Source organism: Sphingomonas natans, assembly GCF_030546695.1.
Lineage (GTDB): Bacteria > Pseudomonadota > Alphaproteobacteria > Sphingomonadales > Sphingomonadaceae > Sphingomonas_I > Sphingomonas_I natans.
In genome coordinates this window covers 105,040-121,271 of sequence record NZ_JAUOTP010000004.1, presented here as the reverse complement: position 1 = coordinate 121,271, position 16,232 = coordinate 105,040, and the positions used below count along the sequence as shown (strand labels likewise).

General features: G+C 67.0%; 13 protein-coding genes, 1 tRNA gene, 1 other RNA gene and 1 pseudogene. 8 read left to right on the top strand and 8 right to left on the bottom strand.

The genetic code is table 11. The annotated features are described in order from the left end of the window. Positions 1 to 11: 11 nt before the first annotated feature. The 3 genes from Q4F19_RS10175 to Q4F19_RS10165 form a co-directional block, all read right to left on the bottom strand. Positions 12 to 677 (bottom strand): TPM domain-containing protein, encoded by a 666-nt coding sequence (locus Q4F19_RS10175; RefSeq protein WP_303542190.1) that lies wholly within the window; start codon positions 675 to 677, stop codon positions 12 to 14. Beyond that, complete coding sequence (locus Q4F19_RS10170) at positions 677 to 1,543, bottom strand: TPM domain-containing protein (RefSeq protein ID WP_303542189.1); 867 nt, start codon at positions 1,541 to 1,543, stop codon at positions 677 to 679. The genes Q4F19_RS10175 and Q4F19_RS10170 overlap by 1 nt, the downstream gene beginning before the upstream one ends. 88 nt (positions 1,544 to 1,631) lie before the next feature. After that, positions 1,632 to 2,219 (bottom strand): LemA family protein, encoded by a 588-nt coding sequence (locus tag Q4F19_RS10165; protein WP_303542187.1) that lies wholly within the window; start codon positions 2,217 to 2,219, stop codon positions 1,632 to 1,634. 152 nt (positions 2,220 to 2,371) lie between these two features. On the opposite strand from Q4F19_RS10165, the gene mscL reads away from it, so the two are divergent. Further along, positions 2,372 to 2,830 (top strand): large conductance mechanosensitive channel protein MscL, encoded by a 459-nt coding sequence (mscL, locus tag Q4F19_RS10160; RefSeq protein ID WP_303542185.1) that lies wholly within the window; start codon positions 2,372 to 2,374, stop codon positions 2,828 to 2,830. Positions 2,831 to 2,844: 14 nt separating this feature from the next. Further along, positions 2,845 to 3,187, top strand: a transfer-messenger RNA (tmRNA) gene (ssrA, locus tag Q4F19_RS10155). 90 nt (positions 3,188 to 3,277) lie between these two features. On the opposite strand, the gene Q4F19_RS10150 is transcribed toward ssrA, so the two are convergent. From Q4F19_RS10150 to gyrA, 3 genes are read right to left on the bottom strand one after another with little or no spacing between them, the layout of a single operon-like run. Next, on the bottom strand, positions 3,278 to 3,628 hold the full coding sequence (locus tag Q4F19_RS10150) for a DUF952 domain-containing protein (RefSeq protein WP_303542183.1): 351 nt from the start codon (positions 3,626 to 3,628) through the stop codon (positions 3,278 to 3,280). A gap of 2 nt (positions 3,629 to 3,630) precedes the next feature. Beyond that, positions 3,631 to 4,122 (bottom strand): hypothetical protein, encoded by a 492-nt coding sequence (locus Q4F19_RS10145; protein WP_303542180.1) that lies wholly within the window; start codon positions 4,120 to 4,122, stop codon positions 3,631 to 3,633. A 10-nt stretch (positions 4,123 to 4,132) separates the two neighbouring features. Then, positions 4,133 to 6,919 carry a DNA gyrase subunit A gene (gene gyrA / locus Q4F19_RS10140; protein ID WP_303542179.1) on the bottom strand — a complete coding sequence of 929 codons (2,787 nt, stop codon included), beginning with the start codon at positions 6,917 to 6,919 and terminating at the stop codon, positions 4,133 to 4,135. Positions 6,920 to 7,296: 377 nt separating this feature from the next. Between gyrA and Q4F19_RS10135 the strand changes: the two genes are divergently transcribed. Then, a complete protein-coding gene (locus Q4F19_RS10135) occupies positions 7,297 to 8,553 on the top strand; it encodes a hypothetical protein (protein ID WP_303542178.1) in 1,257 nt (418 codons plus the stop codon). Positions 8,554 to 8,751: 198 nt separating this feature from the next. Then, the gene (locus Q4F19_RS10130) at positions 8,752 to 10,035 is read left to right on the top strand and encodes a DEAD/DEAH box helicase (RefSeq protein WP_303542176.1); all 1,284 of its coding nucleotides are present in this window, start codon (positions 8,752 to 8,754) and stop codon (positions 10,033 to 10,035) included. 39 nt (positions 10,036 to 10,074) lie between these two features. Here the strand turns inward: Q4F19_RS10130 and Q4F19_RS10125 are convergent, their stop codons facing one another. After that, on the bottom strand, positions 10,075 to 10,554 hold the full coding sequence (locus Q4F19_RS10125; protein WP_431312391.1) for an Lrp/AsnC family transcriptional regulator: 480 nt from the start codon (positions 10,552 to 10,554) through the stop codon (positions 10,075 to 10,077). Positions 10,555 to 10,696: 142 nt separating this feature from the next. On the opposite strand from Q4F19_RS10125, the gene Q4F19_RS10120 reads away from it, so the two are divergent. The 3 genes from Q4F19_RS10120 (at position 10,697) to Q4F19_RS10110 (ending at position 13,823) form a co-directional block, all read left to right on the top strand. Further along, positions 10,697 to 12,124 (top strand): hypothetical protein, encoded by a 1,428-nt coding sequence (locus tag Q4F19_RS10120; RefSeq protein WP_303542170.1) that lies wholly within the window; start codon positions 10,697 to 10,699, stop codon positions 12,122 to 12,124. Positions 12,125 to 12,170: 46 nt separating this feature from the next. Continuing rightward, positions 12,171 to 12,246 (top strand) — tRNA-Ile (locus Q4F19_RS10115). 158 nt (positions 12,247 to 12,404) lie between these two features. Further along, positions 12,405 to 13,823 carry a neutral/alkaline non-lysosomal ceramidase N-terminal domain-containing protein gene (locus Q4F19_RS10110; protein ID WP_303542168.1) on the top strand — a complete coding sequence of 473 codons (1,419 nt, stop codon included), beginning with the start codon at positions 12,405 to 12,407 and terminating at the stop codon, positions 13,821 to 13,823. Between the two features lie 15 nt (positions 13,824 to 13,838). Here the strand turns inward: Q4F19_RS10110 and Q4F19_RS10105 are convergent, their stop codons facing one another. Continuing rightward, entirely contained in the window at positions 13,839 to 15,329 is a 1,491-nt protein-coding gene (locus Q4F19_RS10105) for a tannase/feruloyl esterase family alpha/beta hydrolase (protein WP_303542167.1), read from the bottom strand. 368 nt (positions 15,330 to 15,697) lie between these two features. On the opposite strand from Q4F19_RS10105, the pseudogene Q4F19_RS21480 reads away from it, so the two are divergent. Beyond that, positions 15,698 to 16,150 (top strand): annotated as a pseudogene (locus tag Q4F19_RS21480) (hypothetical protein); the annotation flags it as partial. Positions 16,151 to 16,232 lie beyond the last annotated feature (82 nt).

Genomic DNA, 16,232 nt, shown 5'->3' with positions numbered 1-16,232 from the left:
TGGTCTTTCGATCAGAGGACGATGAGCCGATCGGGCAACTCGTTGGGATCGTCGCCGCGCGGGAAATGCTCGGCGAGCACGTCGCCGATCTTCGCGATCGCCGCAGCAATGCCTTCGCCGGGGCGTCCGTCGCGCACCGCCGCGATCAGCACCGCCATCGCCTCGCCCCACAGAGCCGGCTCGACCTTCGCGTGGATCGCGGCATCCGCGACGATCTCGGCGCGATGCTCGGCAAGGCTCAGATAGAGCAAAACGCCGGTCGAGGTGGCGGTGCGCTGTTCGGTGCCGGTGCGGAACAGCATGATCGCGCGGCGGCGGACGCGCCGCGCCTTCGTCGTGGCCGGCGTCAGCGCCATGCGGACCCTGGGAAGGCCAACGACGAAGCGCCCGACCAGGAAGGCCAGCACGGTCTCGAACAGCAGGATCATCAGCATCAGCCGCAGCGACGGCTCTTCCCACCCGCCCGTGAGCATCGTGGCGCCCTTGGCATGCAGCGCCGGGAAACCGGCGGCGATGCTGAGCGGCAGCAGTGCCACAACCAGAGCCCAGTGCAGCACGACATCCTTGTAGCTGTCGGACTCCTGCGCAACGATCGCGGCGACCTCGCCGTCGGTGCGCGCCTCGGCGGCGCGGATCGCGTCGGCGACGATCTGCGAATCGCGCGGGGTCAGCTTCATCACCAGTCTCCCGAGGCGCCACCGCCTCCGAAATCGCCGCCGCCGCCGCCGGTGAAGCCGCCGCCGCCCCAGCTGCCGTCGGAGCCCCCGCCGCCGTTGCTCCCGCCGCCGAGGAAACCGCCGCCGCCCCCGCCGCCACGGCTCGAACTGTTGAGGATCTCGCTCGCCGCCCACAGCCAGATCCAGCCATGGCCGCCGTCATTGCTCTTGTAGCGGCGCTGGCCCCATGGCCCGCCGGCATTGCCGCTGCGCCCGCGCCGCATCGCGAGGATCACGAACAGGACGACGAAGCCCCAGAAGATCAGGCCGAGCGGAAGGCCGTCGCCGGAGGACGAGCGCTTGTGCGTCCGATCGAATTCGGTCGCGGCCTTGGCGGCCTGCGCCTTCGCCTGCTCGTCGGGCAGGCTGAGCTGTGCGATGATCGCGTCGGTGCCGGCGTCGATGCCGCCGGGCATGTCGTTCGCCTTGAAGGCCGGGACGATGCGGTCGCGGACGATGACGCTGGAGATCGCGTCGGTCAGGAAGGGCTCTAGCCGGCGCCCGACCTCGATCCGGACCTTATGCTCCTTGGGCGCGACGATCAGGATCACGCCATTGTCGGCATCCTTGAGCCCGACGCCCCAGCTGCGCCCGAGCCGGTAGCCATAATCCTCGACCGCATAGCCCTGCAGATCAGGGATGACGGCGACGACGAGCTGGCGCTGCGTCGTCTTCTGGAAGGCTTCGAGCTTGGCCTGCAGCGTCGCCTTGCGATCGGCAGGAAGCAGGTTGGCGCCGTCGACGACCAGCCCCGTGAACGCCGGAAAGGTCTGCGCGCGAGCAGGGGAGGCGACCCCGCCCAGCGCGAACGCCGCCAGCGCGACCAACCATAGCCAAGCTAAAGCCGGAGCGCGGGCCGAGCGCCTCGATGAACCCCGGCCCTGGCCGTGCGGATGAAAAAGCGTCACGAGCCGCTTAGAAATTCACCTTGGGGGCGGTGTCGGCGCCCGCACTCGTCGCCTGGAAGGTCGCCATCGGCTTGGCGCCGTAGAAGATCTTCGCGCCGACCGCGTCGGGGAAGGTGCGGATGCGCGTGTTATAGCTCTGCACCGCCTCGTTATAATCGCGGCGCGAGATCGTGATCCGGTTCTCGGTGCCCTCGAGTTGGCTCTGCAGCGTCTTATAGCCTTCCTGGCTCTGCAACTCGGGATAGGCTTCCTGCATCTTCTGCAGCGATAGGCCGAGCGTGCTCTGCGCGCGATCGAACTGCGCGAGCTTGGCCGGATCGGTCAGGTCGCTCGCCGAGACGCGGACCGTGTTCGCCGCAGCCCGCGCCTGCGTCACCTCAACGAGGATGCTCTTTTCCTGCGCGCCGGCCGCCTTCACCGTCGCCACGAGATTTGGGACGAGATCGGCGCGGCGCTGATATTCGTTCTGCACGTCGGCCCATTTGGCCTTCGCATTCTCTTCGGCGGTCGGAATCGAATTGATGCCGCAGCCGCCGAGCGCGATCGCAGCGAGGGGCGCGACAAAGGCGAGACGGGTCTTGATCGAAAGCGACATCATGCGTCCTCGGAAAGGATTGTTTCGGTTGCGCCGTCTTACTTGGGTAGAACACGTGCCGCAATCAAGATCGCCGGATCGTCGGGGTTGATCCGGCCGGCGCGAGGCCCGACAAAGCGCGCAGGGTGAGAAACGGCCGAAAAGGACTTTCGATGCTCAAGGAATTCAAGGCATTCATCAACCGCGGCAACGTGATGGATCTCGCGGTCGCCGTGATCATCGGCGCCGCCTTCGGCAAGATCGTGACCAGCCTGACCGACGACATCATCATGCCGATGATCGGCAAGATCTTCGGCGGGCTCGATTTCTCGGGCTATTTCTTGCGGCTCGGCCCGGTCCCGGCGGACTATGCCGGGTCGATGGCCAGCTATGCCGATCTCAAGAAGGCCGGCGTCCCGCTGCTCGGCTATGGCGCCTTCGCGACGCAGGTCGTCAATTTCATCATCGTCGCCTTCATCATCTTCCTGCTGCTGCGCGCGGTCAGCAAGGCGATGACCGCCTTCGAGGCGGAGAAAGCGCGCGAGGAAGCAGGCGCCGCCCCCGCGCCCGACAGCGCCGAGGTGCAGCTGCTCCGCGAGATCCGCGACGAGCTGAAAGCGCGGGGCAAGTAACGCCGCTCGTTCGCGCCCTTCACATCCCGGCACCGCTTGCCTATATCGCCCGTGCCGGGGTTCGCCGCGGCTATGGCGATAAATCGTACGTACTTTCGACGCAGCGGACCCGGGGGCAGTACCCGGCGGCTCCACCATAACCGGTCTCTCAAGGCCGGCTCTGACGGGGCCGAACTAGGATCGACGTGTGGACGGGATGCGTGTTTTCGCCCGGGCTGAGTAACCCGTTAAAGGCTCAAAACCACAAGTGCCAACGATAACGAGGCGCTCGCGATTGCTGCATAATCAAGGCCTAACGGCTTAGATTATAAGGCTTGAACGCGGTTCGGGCCGCACCGGGCAACAGAAGCGGATTCCGGCGGCCGCCGGGGGGGCCGAGCAACAGAATCCCCCCGGACATTCCCTTTAGGCGCTCGCCCTGCGCCCCGCGAGCGCGGTGCCCCCGGTCTAGCCGGCGACGGGCAACCGGATCGTGCCGTCCGCCTCGCGTTCGAGCGGGCCGTAGGCGAGGATCGTCTCCAGGCTCAGCGGCTGACCGTAGAGATGCGGGAAGAGCTGGCCGCCGCGCGATTCCTCCCAGCGGATCGCGTCACCCAGCGCATCGAGATCGACCGCGGCCAGATGCAGCCCGTCTTGCCCGGCGAAATGCTTGTCGACGGTCTCGGTCAGCTGCGCCGCGGTCGAGAGGTGGATATAGCCGTCGGCGAGATCGATCGGTGCGCCCGCGAAGCTGCTCTCATGCTCCAGCATCTCCATCTGCTCGGTCGTCAGAACCTTGTAGGCGATCGGCTCGGGCATCGTCATTCCTCGCTATGCTGGGTCAGGATCGCGAGGCATTTGTCGCGCAGCGCCGTCAATCTGGGGTCGGCGACGCTCACCAGAGCGTTGCGCGTATGGACCTCGAACACCTTGTCGTCGATCGGCCGCGCATCGATCCGCTGATAGCAGATGTCCTCGGCGCGGATCGTCGGCCCCATCATGCCGAGCACGCCGGGCGCATTGCGGCGGAGCGCCGTAGACAGCGCGCTGAGCAACGCCTCTCCGGCCGCCCCGGTTGCGCCGGGGCGGAGCGCTCCGGCGACGCGCAGCCAGCCGACATCGCCGCTTTCGATCGCGATCATCAATATGTCCCAGCGGCTGCCGCGGCCGACCCCGTCCGAAGACAGATCGGCGACGGCGCGCGCCGGCCCCTGCGTGCGCACCTGCTGCTCGACGACCGCGCGCCGCTCGGGCGACAGCGCCTCGATCAGGCAGGCACCGATGCAGGCGGCCGCGCCGGGCGCGAACATCATTGCCCGTCCGTCACTCGGCCTCGCCTCCGTCGGCGAGATCCTCGCCGGTGTCGGCATCGGGCACCGGATCGGTCGTCGGCGCGACGATGTCGCCATCCTCGCGCACATCGGCCTCGGCCTCTTCCTCAGCCTCCTCGATCCGCGCAGCGGCGACGACATGCTCGTTGTCGGCGACGTGGAACAGGCGGACGCCCGCCGAACCGCGCCCGATCACGCGGGTATCGCCTACCGACATGCGGATGAGCTTGGCCTGATCGGTGACGAGCATGAGCTGCTCGCCCTTGTGCGCGGGGAAGCTGGCGACGACCGCGCCGTTGCGCGCGAGATTGTCGATATTGGTGATGCCCTGGCCGCCGCGATTGGTGCGGCGATATTCATAGGCCGAGGAACGCTTGCCATAGCCGTTGGCGCACACCGTCATCACGAACTCTTCGCGCTCGGACATTTCCGCGATCAGCTCGGCATCGAGGTCGGTCTCGCGCTCGCCCTCCTTCCAGGGGGCGGCCTTCAGATATTTCTCGCGAGTCTCGGTGTCCCACGGCGCGCTCTTAAGGATCGAGAGCGAGATCACCTCGTCGCCGCCGATCAGCTTGGCGCCGCGCACGCCGGATGCGGTGCGGCTCTGGAATTCGCGCACGTCGGTCGCGGCGAAGCGGATCGCCTTGCCGTTGCGCGTCGCGAGCAGGACGTCGTCCTCCTCGGTCAGCAGGGTCACGCCGATCAGGCGATCTGTCGCATCCTCGCTCTCGTCGTCGGTGCCGAAGCGGATCGCGATCTTGCCAGCCGAGCGGATGTTCGTGAACGCGTCCATCGAATTTCGGCGGACGAGACCCTTGGCGGTCGCGAACAGGATATGAAGCTTGCCCCATTCCGCCTCGTCCTCGGGCAAGGGCAAAACGGTCGAGATCGTCTCGCCGGGCGCCAGCGGCAGCAGGTTGATCATCGGCCGGCCGCGCGCCTGCGGGGCGCCTTCGGGCAGCTTCCAGACCTTCATCCGATAGACCTTGCCCGCGGTCGAGAAAAACAGGACCGGGGTGTGCGTGCTCGTCACGAACAGCTTGGTGACCGCATCCTCGTCCTTGGTCGCCATGCCCGAGCGGCCCTTGCCGCCCCGCGCCTGCGTGCGGAACGTATCGAGCGGGGTGCGCTTGATATAGCCGCCGAGCGTCACGGTCACGACCATGTCCTCGCGCTCGATCAGATCCTCGTCGTCGATATCGTCGCCGGCGGGGGCGATCAGCGTCTTGCGCGGGGTCGCGAAGGCCGCGAGGATCGCGTCGAATTCGGCGTCCATCACCTCGTACAGCTTCACACGGTTGCCGAGGATCTCGAGCAATTCGCCGATCGATGTGGCGAGGCCTTCCAGCTCGCTTCCGATCTCGTCGCGGCCGAGGCCGGTCAGGCGGTGGAGCCGCAGGTCGAGGATCGCACGGACCTGGATGTCGGAGAGGGTGTAGGTGTCGCCCGTCACCTCTTCCTCGACCGCTTCGACGAGGCGGATATATTGCGCGATCTCGGCGATCGGCCATTCGCGGGCGGCCAGCGCGGCGCGCGCCACGACGGGCGAGGCCGAGCCGCGGATGATCTTCACGACCTCGTCGAGATTGGTCACCGCGACGACGAGGCCGAGCAACACATGCGCCCGCTCGCGCGCCTTCAGCAGCTCGAACTTCGAGCGGCGGGTGATGACCTCCTCGCGGAAGCCGACGAACGCCTCGATGATGTCGTAGAGCGACAAAGTCTCGGGCCGGCCGCCGCGAAGCGCGAGCATGTTGGCCGGGAAGCTCGTCTGCGCGCTCGTATGCCGCCAGAGCTGGTTGAGCACCACTTCGGGGGTCGCGTCGCGCTTAAGGTCGATGACGATCCGCACGCCGAACCGGTTCGATTCGTCGCGAATGTCGCTGACGCCCTCGATCCGCTTTTCCTTGGCGGCCTCGGCGATCCCCTCGACGAGGCCGGCCTTGCCCACCTGATACGGGATCTCGGTCAGCACGATCGAGGTGCGGTCGCCGCGCTTCGTCTCGATCTCGTGCTTCGAGCGCATCATGATCGAGCCGCGCCCGACCGTGTAAGCGTTGCGGCACCCACCACGGCCGAGGATCATGCCGCCGGTCGGGAAATCGGGGCCGGGGACGATCTCCATCAGCTCTTCGATCGTGATCGGCTCGGCGCCGGACAGCATCCGCTCGATATAGGCTTTGCAGGCCGCGACGACCTCGCCCAGATTGTGCGGCGGGATGTTGGTCGCCATGCCGACGGCGATGCCGCCCGCACCGTTGACGAGCAGGTTGGGGAAGCGTGCGGGCAGGACCAGAGGCTCCTCGCGCGAGCCGTCATAGTTCGGGCCGAAATCGACGGTGTCCTTCTCGATATCCTCGAGCAAAGCCATCGCCGCCTTGGACAGGCGCGCCTCGGTGTAGCGCATCGAGGCCGGCATATCGGGATCCATCGATCCGAAATTGCCCTGACCATCGATCAGCATCACGCGCATCGCCCAATCCTGGGCCATGCGCGCGAGCGCCATGTAGATCGAGCTGTCGCCGTGCGGATGGTAATTGCCCATCACGTCGCCGACGATCTTGGCGGACTTGCGATAGGGCCGGCCGGGAACGAAGCCGCCCTCCTGGCTCGCATAGAGGATGCGGCGGTGGACGGGCTTCAGGCCGTCGCGCACGTCGGGCAGCGCGCGCGCGACGATGACCGACATCGCGTAATCGAGATAGCTCGACTTCATCTCGTCGACGATGTTGATGGGCGAGATGTCGCTGCCCTCGGGCGGCGGCGGGATGGTGGCCAAGGATGTGTCTCGTTGTCGCTGCGGGGAAGGGGCCCGGTGCGCAGGGCCCGGCATGACCGTTTAGCGACACGTGGGCGTTTACACCACCCCGCGTAGGCGCGTGGGCGCGCGCGAGGCATGGCTCCCCTCCCCGCACGGAGGGAGGGCCCGGGGGTGGGTCCCTCGCGGCAGGTGTCACATATGCTCGGCGCACCCACCCCTCGGTCCCCTCCCTGCGTGCAGGGAGGGGAAGGACAGGGAAACCAACGCGCCCGATGCGGGTTCAAGAGGCGTTCACCGCCGAACAGGCAGCTTGAGCGCTTGTCGGCGTCGCCTGCCGGAGTTAGGCACGCCACCGCGCCGGCTCGACCAGGCGAGCCCAGAGGAGATGAAGCCAGATGAAGATGCTTTCCACCACCGCGCTCTGTCTCGCGCTGGCGCTCGGCGGGGTCGTCGCGACCGCGCCTGCCTTCGCCAAGGAGAAGGAAGCCAAGCCCGCCGCGATGGAGCTGTCTCCGAAGGTCCGCGCCGGTGCCGTCGCCGCGCAGGCCGCGCTCGCCAAGAATGATTTCGCCGGCGCCAAGACCGCGATCGAAACCGCCGAGCCCGAGATCAAGACCGCCGATGACAAATATATCGTCGGCCAGCTGTATCTGCAGGTCGCGCAGAAGGGCCAGCAGCCCGATCTGTTTCCCAAGGCGGTCAACATGATGATCGACAGCGGCAAGGCCCCGCCGGAGACCGTCAGCCAGCTGCAGATGGTCAAGGCCAAGATGGCCTATCAGGCGAAGGACTTCCGCACCGCCGAGACCGCTCTGCTCGCCGCGCAGGCCGCGGGCAGCGCCGATGCCGATCTTATCCCCGTGCTCGTCTCCTCGCAGCATGAGTTGGGCAAGGATCTCGTCGCGCTTCAGTCGCTGACAGCGACGATCGACAAGCAGCAGGCTGCCGGCCAGCCGGTGCCCGAGGCCTGGTATCAGCGCGGCATCGCGATCGGCTATGGCGCGAAGGCGGGCCCCGACAAGGCCGCGATCAACGCGATCACCGCCGATCTCGCGCGCAAGTGGGTCTCGGCCTATCCGACCAAGAGCAACTGGCGCGATTCGCTGGTCATCTATCGCGATTCGTCGAAGCTCGATCCGGATACCGAGATCGATCTGTATCGCCTGCTCTACGCCACCGGCGGGATGAAGGGCGAGCGCGATTACATGGACTATGTCCTCGCGACCTACCTGCGCTATCCGGGCGAGGCGCAGATGGTGCTGAACGCCGGCACTTCATCGGGCCAGGTCAATCCCGCGGGCAAGAATGCGAGCGAGATCAAGGGCATCGTCTCCGCCAAGGTCCCTGCCGATAAGGCATCGCTGGCGAGTGCCGGCAAGTCGGCCAATGCCGCGGCGACCGGCAAGGTCGCGCTCAACACCGCCGATGCGTTCCTGGGCTATGGCGAGTGGACGAAGGCAGTCGAACTATACAAGCTCGCGCTGCAGAAGGGCGGCGTCGATGCCAATGTCGTCAATGTCCGCCTCGGCATGGCGCTCGCCAAGTCGGGCGACGCGGCCGGCGCCAAGGCCGCGTTCGCGCAGGTCACCGGCCCGCGCAAGCCGCTTGCCGATCTGTGGACCGTCTATGTCGATCACCCGCCGACGGCCTGATCGTCTGCGATATTGCTGACACGGAAACGCCGTCCCGGGAGATCCGGGACGGCGTTTCTCTGTGCGGAGCGCGCCGCGATTCATTGTGCCCGCATTGCGCGTTGACGCAGTGCAGCATCGCACCTAACAGCCCGCGCTTCCGAAACGCTAAGCCCGATCCCGGCGCAGCTTGCTCAGCGCTGGAGGCGCCGCGTGACGATGACCATGACTTTCGCCGATCTCGCTCTGGCACCGTCTCTGCTGCAGGCGCTCGCCGAGCAGGGCTATGCCCATCCGACGCCGATCCAGGCCCAGTCGATCCCGATGCTGCTGCAAGGCCGCGACATGCTCGGCATGGCGCAGACCGGCACCGGCAAGACTGCCGCCTTCGCGCTGCCGCTGCTGCACCGCCTCGCCGCGGATCCCCGCCCTGCGCCCAAGGGCGGCACCCGCATCCTCGTGCTCGCGCCGACGCGCGAACTCGTGTCGCAGATCGCCGCCGGCTTCGAGAGCTTCGGCCGCCACCTGTCACTCAGCGTCACGACGATCTTCGGCGGCGTCAGCCAGTTCCATCAGGTCGCGGCGCTGAAAGCCGGCGTCGACATCGTCGTCGCCGCGCCAGGGCGGCTGCTCGACCTGATCGAGCAGCGACTGTGCGACCTGTCGCAGCTCGAGGCGCTGGTGCTGGACGAGGCCGATCAGATGCTCGACATGGGCTTCGCCAAGCCGATCGAGCGGCTTGTTGCGACTTTGCCCAAGGACAGGCAGACCTTGCTGTTCTCGGCGACGATGCCGAAGTCGATCGTCGCGCTGGCCGAGAGCCTGCTCACCGATCCCGCCAGCGTCGAGATCGCCCCGCCGTCGACCACCGTCGATCGGATCGAACAGTCGGTGATGTTCCTCGATGCGGCGCACAAGAAGGAGGCGCTGCTAGCGCTGCTGCGCACGCCCGACATGGGGCAGGCAGTCGTCTTCACGCTGCAGAAGAATATCGCCAACGAGGTCTGCGCGTTCATCAGCGAGAGCGGCATCACCGCCGAGGCGCTGCACGGCAACAAGTCGCAGGGGCAGCGCGAGCGCGCGCTCGACGCCTTCCGCGCGGGCGACGTGCAGGTCCTCGTGGCGACCGATATCGCCGCGCGCGGGATCGACGTCGATACGGTGACGCATGTCTTCAACCATGATCTGCCGAGCCTGCCCGAAAGCTATGTCCACCGCATCGGCCGCACCGGTCGCGCGGGGCGCAGCGGCTATGCGATCACGCTGTGCGACGCCGAGCAGCGCGCCTGGCTGCACGATGTCGAGCGCGAGATCGGCCGCCAGTTGACCGTGCAGGACGATCACGAATGGCATTGCGAGATAGCGCGCCATTCGACCAAGCGCGCACCCGTGCTGGGCGGCGGGCCGGTCAAGCAGGTCAAGCCGCCCAAGGCGCCGAAGGAGCGCCGGGTCTGGACCGAGGAAGAGAAACTCGCCGCCCGGATGGCGGCCAGCGCCGCCTGAGCGGAGGCCGGATCGGCTGGCGGCGCGCCGCGGGCGCTCTTAGCCCAGATCGACGGGGACGCCTGGCACCTGCTTGGCGGTGCGGATCGTCAGCGAGGTCTTCACGCTGCCCACGTTCGGTGCGGGCGTCAGCTTCGATGTCAGGAACAGTTGGAACGCCTGCAGATCGTGCGCGACGATCTTCAGCACGAAATCGATCTCGCCGTTGAGCATATGGCATTCACGCACCTCGGGCAGCGCGGTGACATGTTCCTCGAACGCGAGCAGATCCGCCTCGGCCTGGCTCTTGAGGCTCACCATCGCGAAGACGGTAATGCCGAAGCCCAAGGCGGCGGGATCGAGCTCGGCATGATAGCCGCGGATGATGCCGCTCTCCTCCAGCGTGCGCACGCGGCGCAGGCACGGCGGGGCGGTCAGACCGACCCGGCCGGCCAGCTCGACATTGGTGATTCGGCCCTCGTCCTGAAGTGTCGCGAGGATCGTGCGATCGATCGGATCGAGGGGCGTCTGCGTCGGCACGGATGTTCCTTGCGGCGGATGGGTCTTGGCAGCAATCATATTGCGCCGCCGCGTAATTTTCCAAGCAAGACTTTGCTTCTCGAAACGCGCCAGCCGCGATATGATCGCGTGGGACAGCTGCGCGCTTTTTGGGGGGAAACAGGTGCGCTTCGACGACAGGCTCGCGACGATATTGGCGTGGGAGGCGCGGGATCAGGACGATCGCGTCCGCATCTGGCGTCAACTTGCCGATCTGCTCGCGGTTGGCGCCGATCTGGATGAGGCGCTGTCGGCGGACGCCGTCGCCCGTTTCGGCGAGACCGAGCAGGCCGTGCCTTTGTCCGATCGCCGCCGCATGATCGAGGGGCTCGATCTGTCGCGCGCCTCCGCACCTTTCCTCGATCATCTCGAGCGTGATGCCGCAGCCTATGGAGTTTTGCTGCGCACGCCGTCGCCGCTCAGGCGCATGACTCCCGCGATGCTCGACGAGCCATACGACCTGTTCCCCGCCGAGCACGAACCGGCGCCGCCGATCGCGGCCAGCCAGATCAGCGATCTGCTCGCCCGGATCGACGCCTATCAGGCGCGCCGCGAGGAGGAGCCCGTGCTCGAAACGGGCTTCGCCTTCACGATCGACGCAAGCGGTGCGCTGCGGGCGCAGGACGGCACGCTCTTCGCTCATTGCGCCGAGCCGCCGCAGGGCGTGGACGGGCAGGCGGCGGGCGCCTGGCGCACGGGCACCGGCTTCAGCGACGCGCGACTCCTCGTCGAGGACGGTCCGCATGCGGGCGAATGGCGGATCTCGGCCGAGCCGATCGACGACATTATCGGGCGGACGGCGGGCTATCGCGGCGTCGCGCGCGCGCCTCGCGCCGACGAGACCGCGGTGCTCCAGGCGCCGTCCGCGCCGACCGCCTCCGCAGCGGAGACGACGCGGCTCGACGGGGCGATCGATCGACTGCGCGATCCGCTGGAGGCGATGGTCGAGGCCGTCGTGGCGGACGCGCTGCCGCCCGGCGAGATCCGCGCCGCCGCGAGCGAGGTCGCGTCGCGCGGCGCCGCCTTGGTCGCGGCGATCGACGCGCTGGAACTGGCCGTGGCCGCCGCCGGCGATGGCGGGCTCGATATCGCCGCCTTGCTGGTTCGCATCGATGGCGCGCTCCAGCCGCTTGCCGAGGCACGCGGGCTCAAGGTCAGTTTCCGCGTCGCCGATGGCCTGCCCCCGGTCGATGCCGATCCGCAGGCGGTAGAGCGGATGGTGGCGCGGCTGATCGGCGCGGTCGTCGCGCTCGGCCGCCGGCGGGAGCAGATCGTCGCCCGGCTTGGGCGCGATCGCGCCGACGGGCGGATGCTCGCGCTTAGCGTTACGCGCCCGGGCCGGCTCACCGGCTGGCCGGCGCAAGCCTTGCTCGATCCGCCGGCCGCGCTCGGCGATGCCGACGCGCCCGAACTCGGCCTGGGCTTCGCGCTGCGCCTCGTCGATCGGCTCGCGCAGGAGGCCGGCGGCCGGCTGGCGATCCACGACGACCGGATCGTGCTCTCGCTGCCGCTGCGCGCCGAGACCGGGCTGCGGCGGATGCGCAGCCTTTGACCACGCTTGCCAGCATCGCCGACGCTCCGCTATCGCCCCGCGCAACGGGCCTGTAGCTCAACGGTTAGAGCTGGCCGCTCATAACGGCTAGGTTGGGGGTTCGAGTCCCTCCGGGCCCACCATTTCTGCTTTTCATGCGCCTCATGCGATGTCGGTAGGTCCTTGTAAGCCAAGCACGATCACGCCTAAGCGCTGGTCCAAAGTTGCTTTTGACAGGGCTGTCATCATGCTGCAGCCTGTTGCGAAGGATCGGGAATCCGGCGCCATCGGGAAGAGATCAGTGAAAGCATCGACGATCCTGCTCGCATCGTTCGCTATCGTCGCGATATGCAGCTCCACGAAGGCGCAGGCAGAAGGACTGATAGCCGGAGCGGGCAAGGTCGAGATCACTCCCCCGGCGCGGGCGCTTTCTGCGGGCGACCGTATCGTCGACCGCCTCTATGCGCGTGCCGTCGTCATCAGCGATCATGGGCGATGCGCGGTCATCGTGGGTGTCGATCAAGGCGGTCTGCGCGATGCACTCGTCAAACCGGCCACCGAGCGCGCTTCCAAGATCGCCAAATGCCCGGCCGAGAATTTCGTTATCTCGGCGACGCACACCCATAGCGGATCGACCGGCGGCCTCGGCGGCGCAGGCGAGCCGACAGCCAAGACCATAGAAAATGCGATCGTGACGGCCGTGGAATCGGCCAAGGCCGCGATGCGCCCGGCGCGGATCGGCTATGCGACGGCCGACGTCCATCTCAACGTCAATCGCGATTATTTCGTCGATGGCCGATGGCTCCAGGGACCAAATGTCGACGGCAAGTCGGACAAGACGCTCGCCGTCGTCGATCTGCTCGACGCACGCGGCAATCCAATCGCGGTGTACATGAATTATGCGATGCATCCGGTGAACTTCTATCATTCGGGCGTCATCAGTGGCGATTTCGCCGGGGCGGCGTCCCGCTATGTCGAGCAGCATTACGGACCGCGGACCGTGGCCATCTTCGCGCAGGGCGCATCCGGCGATCAGAATCCCCGTCTCCAGCGACCGGAGCGTCAACTGATCTCGGTCCGGACCCACTCGCCGGCAGCGAAGGATCAGGCGATCACCGCGCCCCCACCGTGGCAGCGCAATCTGAACGAGCGCAATCCGGTCGCCCGGGACGACGCGCAGATGGCGATTCCGATCGCTCCCGCGGAGCAGGTCGCCTACGACGCCGCGATCGAGAACACCGTGCAGCTGGTCGAGGCGATGGGCACCATTATCGGCGAAAGCGCCATTCAGGCGATGATCGATCAGCGTGCCCTGGCCGACACGGCCGAGATCAGGGGGGCGCAAAGGGCCTTCCAGTGCCCCGGCCGCGATCGTCTCGATCGCGACAATGCGGTTCGGGAGGGCGTGCTGCCGCCTTACGCCGACGGCGCGCCGGTCAACCTCAAGGTCGGGATGCTGCGGATCGGCGACATCTATATCGCGACCGTAAACGGCGAGGTCTACAGTGACATCGCCGCCCGCCTGAAGCGCGAGGCGCCCGTCAGGAAGCTGATGATGACGACGCTCGCCAACGGGGCCGCCAATTCCGGCTATATCTACTCAAACGAAGCGAGCCCGAGGCTGACTTTCCAGGTCATCTCGTCCCGCCTGAAGCCCGGTTGCGCGGAGGATGGTATCGTGAACGCCAGCCTGGGGCTGATCGGCGAACTATCCCGCTGACGCGCCCGATCTCGCTCAGCTGCAGATAAAAGCGCTGGCCTTCTCCTTGTCGCCGCCGACATAGCGAGCTGTCTTCGGGAACGGGCAGAGTGGCCGGGTTCGGCCGGGCCAAGGCGTGTTGGGTCCGGCGGTTGCGATGATGGCATCGGGCGCGTGCTTCCGTTCCACCCAATCGACGAGCGCCGCGAGCGCATCATATTCGTCCGTTGCCGGGCCACCGCCGCAGTGGTTCATCCCGGGCACGGGAAACAGCCGGACGAAGCCGGCGGCGTCGCCACCGGAGCGGGCATCGACCTGCCGATACCAATCGATCGTATCGTCGATCGAGAAGACAGGATCCGCCACTCCATGTGGAACGACCATTTTGCCACCGTGCGCCCGGAAGGCGGCGAGATCGGGCGAGCGCGCCGAAACATCCTGCCAGCCCGATCGGGCGAAGGCGCCACCCGTCGCATAGATCCGATCCACGTCCGTTGCGAAGTCGTATCGCATCTCCCACGCCAGCAACGCCGATGGATCCGCCGGAACGGGGGTAGGGGGGACGCTGAACACCGACGGCAGGGACGCGCCGCCCAACACGACATTCAGCGCGGGAATCTTGCCGTCCGCGCTACCCAGTTTCCACAGGCGCCAGCCGGGTGATGCAATGCCCGGGTCCCACGGCCAGCGCGCATAAACGAGCGTGCCATCCGGCTTGCGGGCGCCGCCCATGACGCGCGCGAGTACGGCGAGCTGCGTTGAGGACAAACAGGCTTGCGTCTTGTCGCCGATGCAAACGGTCCGATCCAGAACGCCGCGCACCCTATCGTCGGTGCAACTTCCGATCGCGGCAACGATGCCGTCGATCAGACCGTCGTCAGCGTCGCAGGCGGCCAGTACGGCCTTCCCGGCGAGGGCGAGATCGGCATCGCTGAAGACCTTCGCCAGCGCTGCCAGGGTCGGTACGTCAGAGCCGGTCGCCTTGGCCATCGCCTGCACGTCCCAGACCTGGGCGACCGCTGCGCGGGGCAGCGCGAAGCCGGGGGCGGCGGCGACGATGCCATCGAAAAGCGTGGGATGTTTCTGGGCGAGGACCATCCCCTCCTCGCCGCCCTTGGAGCAGCCGACGAAATACGAGAAAGCGGGGGCAGTTCGATAATAAGCCAAGATGATCGCCCGCGCGGCGCGGGCAACGGGCGCCAGCGAGGCGTGGCCATAATCCGCGCGTGCCTGCGGATCGAACCCGAATGCCGTCGCGCCACCGCGCAGCGGATTGCCGTTGCGGCGATTGTCGTGACCCGAATCCTGACTCACGACCGCGTAGCCCCGCTGCAGAGCGGAGGGGGTTCCGCGCGAGACTGGGCCGGTTGCGTTCCCGATCTCGCCATTGGTGCCTCCGCCCCCCTGGAACAGGAACCGGCCGTTCCAATCGTCGGGCAAACGCAGATGGAACCGGATCGCATAATCCTGGCCGTCAACACCATGATGTTCGCCGAGGATCCCGAAGATCTCGCAATGTGCCGGCAAGTCAGCATCGCCGACCCGTCCCGCGGCGAGGCGCGTGGCTCGCTCTATTCTGGCCCCGTTTCCGCTCAATCGGACCGGCAGACCGGCGCGGCATCTGTCGGGTGACAGCGATCCCGCGACCGGGGCGGCTGTCCCGCGCTGCGCTGCAAGGCCTGCAATGGCCAGGATCAAGCTGATCGAGCCTATCCGGCGTGCGATCCAAGTGCGGTTCGTGCCCATGCCATCTCTCCTCAACACCGGTTGCCCCGGCTATCTCTCAAAAATCATTATGCCACATAATCGATATGCCATATAAGTGATTCTGACAGCGCTAGCATGCCGATCAGAGCATTCTCGCCGTCAACATCGGCTTGACCGAGGGAGGATGTATGAAAGTTGCCCATCTGTGGATGTCCTGTGCGCCGCTGTGCCTGATACCAAATCCGGTGCTCGCCCAAGTTGGCCCGCCCGCGGCGCCGGGTGCGCCGCAGAGCTCGTCTGCGTCCGCTTCATCGAGCGCCGCGGTCCCATCATCGGACGGACTGGCGGAAATCATAGTCACCGCGCAGCGCCGGACCGAAAACCTGCAAAACCTGGCGATCGCGGCAACGGCATTGTCCGCGCGCGGACTCACGGAAAAGGCGGTCACGCGACTTTCCGATCTGCAATTCGCGGCCCCGTCGCTGAGCGTGACCGATGGGGGACTGGTCCAGTCTGCCAATATCAGGGGCATCGGTCTCGCGTCTGGCTCTCCGTCGGTCGCCAATGGCGTCGCGACCTATGCGGACGGCATCTTCCAGCCGCCGATCGTGGCCACCGGCGCGTTTTACGATATAGCGAGCGTCGAGGTCCTGCGCGGCCCGCAGGGGACGCTGGTCGGGTCCAATTCGACCGGCGGCGCGATCTTCATCAATTCGGAGCTTC